Annotated in this window: 5 protein-coding genes and 1 pseudogene; 3 read left to right on the top strand and 3 right to left on the bottom strand. The window is 26.1% G+C overall.

All coding sequences use genetic code 11. The features are described from left to right. A pseudogene (locus tag GIL12_RS05600) lies at window positions 1-794 on the top strand (glutamine synthetase type III); the annotation flags it as partial. 68 nt (window positions 795-862) lie between these two features. Here GIL12_RS05600 and GIL12_RS05595 read toward each other — a convergent pair. Genes GIL12_RS05595 through GIL12_RS05585 form a run of 3 tightly spaced genes read right to left on the bottom strand, consistent with a single transcriptional unit; the run spans window position 863 to window position 3528 of the window. After that, window positions 863-2188: a YjiH family protein gene (locus tag GIL12_RS05595; protein WP_163469504.1), complete on the bottom strand. Its 1326-nt coding sequence runs from the start codon at window positions 2186-2188 to the stop codon at window positions 863-865. Window positions 2189-2227: 39 nt separating this feature from the next. Continuing rightward, on the bottom strand, window positions 2228-3052 hold the full coding sequence (locus tag GIL12_RS05590) for a putative RNA methyltransferase (protein WP_163469502.1): 825 nt from the start codon (window positions 3050-3052) through the stop codon (window positions 2228-2230). After that, a complete protein-coding gene (locus GIL12_RS05585; protein WP_163469500.1) occupies window positions 3046-3528 on the bottom strand; it encodes a GDSL-type esterase/lipase family protein in 483 nt (160 codons plus the stop codon). Before GIL12_RS05585 ends, GIL12_RS05590 begins: the two co-directional genes overlap by 7 nt. A gap of 157 nt (window positions 3529-3685) precedes the next feature. Here GIL12_RS05585 and GIL12_RS05580 point away from each other — a divergent pair, with 157 nt between their 5' ends. Next, window positions 3686-5122 (top strand): TolC family protein, encoded by a 1437-nt coding sequence (locus GIL12_RS05580; protein ID WP_163469498.1) that lies wholly within the window; start codon window positions 3686-3688, stop codon window positions 5120-5122. 5 nt (window positions 5123-5127) lie between these two features. Further along, window positions 5128-6249: an efflux RND transporter periplasmic adaptor subunit gene (locus tag GIL12_RS05575; RefSeq protein WP_163469496.1), complete on the top strand. Its 1122-nt coding sequence runs from the start codon at window positions 5128-5130 to the stop codon at window positions 6247-6249. Window positions 6250-6253 lie beyond the last annotated feature (4 nt).

Here is a 6253-nt window from a genome sequence, read left to right as displayed (position 1 = left end):
TTGCATTTACTGGAAATAAATTTGAATATAGAATGCCTGGTTCAAGCGCTTCCCCTGCAACTCCTACAACAATGATAAATACAATTGTTGCTGATGTTTTAAGGGAATATGCTGATATTTTAGAAAAGGTTGAAGATAAAAAAGATTTAAATAAAAGTATTATATCTTTAATAAAAGAGAGATACAATAAACATAAAAGAATAATTTTCAATGGAAATGGATATGATAGTTCATGGATTGGAGAGGCTGAAAAAAGAGGACTTCCTAATTTAAGTTGTACTGTTGAAGCTCTTCCAACTTACAAAAAACAAGAAACTATTGATCTTTTCCAAAGAAATGGAGTTTTAAATGAACAAGAATTAAATTCAATATTTGTTATTTATACTGAAAGATATAATAAACAACTACATATTGAAACTTCAACAGCTATTAGAATGGCTAGAAATGAAATTTATCCAGCTGTTATGAAGCATTTAAACAACCTTTCAACTGCTATTAATAACATAAAATCAGTTATTGGTTCTGAGAATAATGGATTAATTGAAGGGGATAGAAAACATGTTCTTAAGGTTTTAAATGCTAAAGAACATTTGAGAAATTCCCTAGGAGAGCTTGAAAATGATTTTGAAACTGCTATTAATATGAAGGATCAATATGAAAAAGCTAAGTTTTATCACTCTAATATAACTCCTAAAATTGATCATCTTGTAACTTGGGTTAATACTTTAGAGTTAATTTGTGAAAAAAATATTTGGCCTTTCCCTATTTATGAAGACTTATTATTTAAATTATAATCTAACTTATACAATACAAAAAAAGGATTGAATGTTATTATTCAATCCTTTTTTATTAATAAATATTTTTAATTAACTAATATACCAACTGAAAGAAGTATCTTTGCAATAATAAAAATAACTGGAAATGTTAAAAGAGTTCTAATCACAAATACTTTTAACGCATCTAAAAAATTAAAACCTATTTTAGATGCCACTAGAATCATTCCTGTTTCGCTTAAAAATATTAATTGAGCAAACGATAATGTTCCAACTATAAATCTTACCATTTCACTAGGAACGCTTTCTATAAGTAATGAAGGAAGATACATATCTGCAAAACCTATTATCATTGTTGGAGCCATGCTTTTAGCTATTTCCAATGGAAATCCAAGTAATCTAAAAAATGGAACTAAAGGCATTGAAATAATTCCAAAAACATTTGTATACTCAGCTAAAACAAGACCCAATGTCCCCATAAACATTATTACTGGTATAAATGTTATATAGATAATCCCTACTTTTCTAATAGAATCTGAAAACACTTCTATTTCTTTTGATTTTTCTGCCGCTTTTGCTGCTTTTTTTATTGCAACTAGAAAGGAAGTGCTTGCTTCTTCTCCTCCAATATCCTTTCCTTGATAATATTCATTTTTAAATTTTTTAAATGGAAGTCTTGCCATAATAACCCCAGCTATAATTGTTGAGATAGCTATTGTTCCATAAAAAATCATAAATATTTTAGAAAAACCTAAGAAATCTGCTACAACTGCTGCAAATGAAATTCCAACTATGGAAAATGAAGTTGCTATAATTGCTGCTTCCTTTTGAGTATAATATCCCCTTTGATACTGTTGATCTGTCACTACTATTCCTATTGTTCCATCTCCTAAAAAAGAAGCCATTGCATCAATTGCTGCATATCCTGGAACTTTAAATATTTTTCTCATAAATGGAGCTATTAAAACTCCTACAAACTCAACTAATCCAAAAGATGTTAATAATGGCATTAATAAAACACCTACACAAAAGGTCACTATTAGGGAAGGTATTAAATCTCCTGCCATTAACCCTCCTGTATTCTCATCTGAAATATAAGCAGGGCCAAATCCATAATGAACCATTAAAAAAAAGATACTCCCACCTATTCTCACTATAGTATTAATCCATCCACAAGTAAAAAATTCATTTAAAATATGATTTTTAAAACCTCTTTTTACAAAACTGATTCCTGTTCCTATTATTGTTATTAAAGATACTATTATAACTAAGTATTCTGTTTGAACCTTGTATCCATCAATAACTAAAGATTTTATATGCCCCATTAAAATTGAAGATTCTCCTCCTATTTTTATAGGTGCTAAAAATGCAATTATTCCTAAAATAGAATAAAATAAAAATTTAAAAATTCCCATAATCCCCCCATATTTTTTGTCTTTTATAAATTTTGAAATCTAAACCTTTTCAAAAACATCAAAATTAACATCAATTGTTACCTTAATTGAATTAAGTTGGAACAATTTTTCTATTCCTTTTTTTGGACTTCTCCATCTATATGGAGTCATATTGAATAGGTTTTCAATATTTTCTTTTTCATCTATGCTTATTTCTTTCTTTACTTCATATGTTTTTATGTGTTTAAATTCTTTCATATCTTCTATTGGAGAATAAAAGTCATTTTTAACATTTTCGTAAACAACTTCTTTTATTTCTTTTAAATGATTTTCCCCTGTTGAAACTATAATTACCATCCCATTTTTTTTCAAAATTCTCATTTTTTCTTTGGGAATTATTTTAGAAAACATACATATTAAAATATCACAAGTTTCTTCATTTACTGGAACATTTAATGCACTGGCTATAACCCAATTAATATTTTTATATTTCTTAGATGCTTCAAGTATTGCCTGTTTGGAAATATCTATACCTAAAATATTATTTTCTATATTATTTTCATCTAAATATGTCTTTAATTTTCCAGTGTAATAGCCTTCTCCGCACCCTATATCTAGAATAAAATTTTCCTTTGTTCCCCTAAGTTTTTCAAGTATAATTTCGTTTAGTTTATCAGATATATCCTTATAATATCCTTCCTCTAAAAAAAACTTTCTACTTTTAATCATTCCCTTATCATCCCCAGGATTTTTACTATTTTTTTGGTTATCCAATAATAAATTTAAATAACCTGATTTTGAAATGTCAAATGAATGATTATTTATACATTTATATGTTTTACCATCTTTAACTAATGTTTCTTTGCATTTTGGGCAAATTACCATTGCAATGCCTCCTCTATTTTTTTATTTAAAATATCATAAGCATATGTGCTTAAATGAACCCCATCTGAGCTAAATTTATTATCTATTTTTTCTTCTTCTCCTAAAAATAAACTATATATATCTAAAAATTTTATATTTTTATAGGTACTTAAAATATTATTAATTTCTATAATATTTTTATTTATATCTTTGTACATTGTAGGTAAAATAGAAATTACAATAATTTCTTTAAATTTAACTTTTAAAAGTTCAATGATTTTTTCAATATTCTCATTAATTGACTTGATTGAACAATCTGATAAAACATCATTTACTCCAATCATTAAAACGACAATATCTCCAATTATATCATTATTCCCTTGAAGTTTCCATAAAAGATCCATAGTAGTGAAACCTGGAACTCCATAATTTCCATTATTTAAAAATCCATCCCATGCTATAATGCTATCCCCTAAATAAATAATCTCTTTTTTCATTCTTTCCTCCTTAGCTTATTTACTAATTATCTCATATTGACAAACCTAAAAACAAGTGGTATATTTTTATCGAACAGTTCCTATTTAAATTATAAAGAACAACAGTTATTAATTAGAAAAAAAATAGATTTAAAATATTTGTGGCACTGGAGGTCAAATGAAATTAAAAATAATATTTTTACTTTTTGTCAGTTTTTTAAATTTTAGTTGTTCTAACACTAAATCTTTTCATAATCAAAAAATCAAAAAATTAACTGAAGTTGAATCTTTAAAAAAATATGGAGAAAGTATCTCTCTAGCTGAAGCTTTAAAAATTGGTGAAGAAAGAAACTTAACATTAAAAATAAAAACATTGCAAAGAGAAGTTGCAACTTTGGATAAAAATGTTTCTTTTGGAAATTTTTTACCATCAATTAATCTAGTTGGAAACTATTCACAACTTGATAATGATATTAATATTGATTTTGATGTAAGTGAACTAACTACATCTCTTGGAAATGCTTTTTCAGCAATTGGAGAATCTGCCATTGCTGCTAATTTAAATTCTCAAACAACAATGTCATCTACCTTAATTGAAAAATCATCTTATACTTATGGAGTTAACGCTCAAATTCCAATTTTTGTTCCAAGCTATTGGTATTTATATTCTGCTAAAAAAAATGGAGAAGATATGTCTAAATTAGTAGAAAGCTTATCTAAAAAATTAATAGAACTTCAAATAACTTCTCAATATTTTTATATTCTCACTTTACAATCTCAAGAGATTTATTTAAAAAATGAAATTAAATCCATTGAAGAAACTACAAAAAGAGCTAAAATTTCATTGGAAGTTGAATCTATAATGCCCTGGGAATATAAGAAAGCATTGGTTCTTCTAAAAACTAAAAAATATAATTTAAAAGAAAATAAAAGAAATTTAAAAATAGCCAAGATGAATTTATTAAAATCTTTAGACTTAAATCCCATTGATAATATAACATTAGAATCTTATAATTTCAAACAAAAACCTTTCCCTGATTTAGAAGAATGTATACTAAATTCTTTAACCAACAACGAAGCTTTAAAAATAAGTAATTTAAATGTTGATGTTAGCCAAAATGCAAAAAAAATTGCTATTTCTAATTTTTTACCTAAAATTATTCTTGGAGGAGGTTATGTAAATAATTCAAATAAAATACTCTCTGATCCTAGTTTTCTAAATGTTAATGTAAGCGGAGTCATTAGTTTATTCAATGGTTTTAAGAATATAAATGAATATAAAAAAGCTGTCAAAAAAGAAAAAATTGCAAATTTAAATTTAGAAAAAGAATTTATGAAAACTATTATAGAAACTGCAAATGCTTACTATAACTTAAAAAAAATAGATGAACTTCTAGCAATTTCTAAATTAAATTTAAATGCAGAAAAGGAAAAGTTAAAACAATCTAAAGCTGAATTATCTGTTGGGATAATTGGTGAGGATAAATATTTTAATTCCCTTGCCTCTTATAATCAAAGTTTAACTGCTGTTAAAAATCTAGAATTTAATTATAATCTTTCATTGAGCAGTTTAAATATTACTATGGGTAAGAGTCCTATAGATAAAGGAGAATAGAATTTATGAAAAAATTATTAGGTATATTTATAATTATAGTAACCTTTGTTAGTTGCTCTAGTAAAAATCAAAAGGAAATTATAAGGCCTGTTCAAGTATTTAAAATAATTGAGAATGAAAATTATATAATTCGCACTTACCCAGCAAACACTATTCCAGCAAATAAAACTAACTTATCTTTTAAGATTTCTGGGCCAATTGAAAAAATTAATGTGGAAGTTGGTAGTTTTGTTAACAAGGATGATATCCTAGCTAAAATGGATACAAGAGACTATATTTTAAACTTAAAATCCTTTGAAAATAAATCCTTAGCCACTAAAAATGTCTATGAAGCTTCTTTGGCTATTGCTGAAAATACTGAATCTCAATTTTTAAGAATCAAAAAATTATATGAAAGTAAAACTATACCAAAAAAAATATATGAAGAAGCTCTTGCTCAAAAAAAATCTGCAAGTTCTTCTAGTTTAGCAGCTCTTGCAAATTACGAAGCTTCTAAACAAGCTGTGGAAAATTGCAAAAATCATATTATAGATTCTAATTTAAAAGCTCCCTTTTCTGGATATATAACTAATAAATTTTTAGGAGAAGGGGCTGTTGCTTCACCTGGAATTCCAGTTGTTGCATTGGCTTCTAATACTGATAATAAAGTTAGAATTAATCTTTCCGAAGAGGATTTAAATGAACTTTCCAATTTAGAAAAATCAATATTTATTTATAATTCTCAAAACTATCCCCTTACTATTGAAACTGCTAGTAAAATTAAAGGATTTGGAAATATATCCTATCCTGCCACTTTTGTAAGTAAAAACAAAAATTTATCCTTACCTAGTAATGTTAACGGAAACGTTAAGCTATATATTAAAAAAAATAATCTCAATGGTACAGCGATACCAATTGAATCTATTTTCAATAGGGATAATAAGACAAATGTTTGGATATATGAAAATGGTATTGTTAATTTAAAAGAAATTAATGTTCTCGAACCTTTAAATAACCATCTAGTTTTGGTAAATGGTCTTAAGATAAATGATCTAATTATTACTAAGGGAATCCATCAACTTTCAAAAAATGAAAAGGTTAAAATTTTAAAAACTTTTTCAAAAACTAACATTGGTGAAATGTTATAGGAGG

Source organism: Fusobacterium sp. IOR10 (genome assembly GCF_010367435.1).
In the GTDB taxonomy this organism is placed as follows: domain Bacteria; phylum Fusobacteriota; class Fusobacteriia; order Fusobacteriales; family Fusobacteriaceae; genus Fusobacterium_B.
The sequence above is the reverse complement of the archived record's forward strand: the minus strand, read 5'-3'. Positions and strand labels throughout refer to the sequence as shown.

Coding starts and splice junctions, on each gene's coding strand:
- GIL12_RS05595 (WP_163469504.1), bottom strand. CDS start 2,188: ATGGGAATTTTTAAATTTTTATTTTATTCTATTTTAGGAATAATTGCA.
- GIL12_RS05590 (WP_163469502.1), bottom strand. CDS start 3,052: ATGGTAATTTGCCCAAAATGCAAAGAAACATTAGTTAAAGATGGTAAA.
- GIL12_RS05585 (WP_163469500.1), bottom strand. CDS start 3,528: ATGAAAAAAGAGATTATTTATTTAGGGGATAGCATTATAGCATGGGAT.
- GIL12_RS05580 (WP_163469498.1), top strand. CDS start 3,686: ATGAAATTAAAAATAATATTTTTACTTTTTGTCAGTTTTTTAAATTTT.
- GIL12_RS05575 (WP_163469496.1), top strand. CDS start 5,128: ATGAAAAAATTATTAGGTATATTTATAATTATAGTAACCTTTGTTAGT.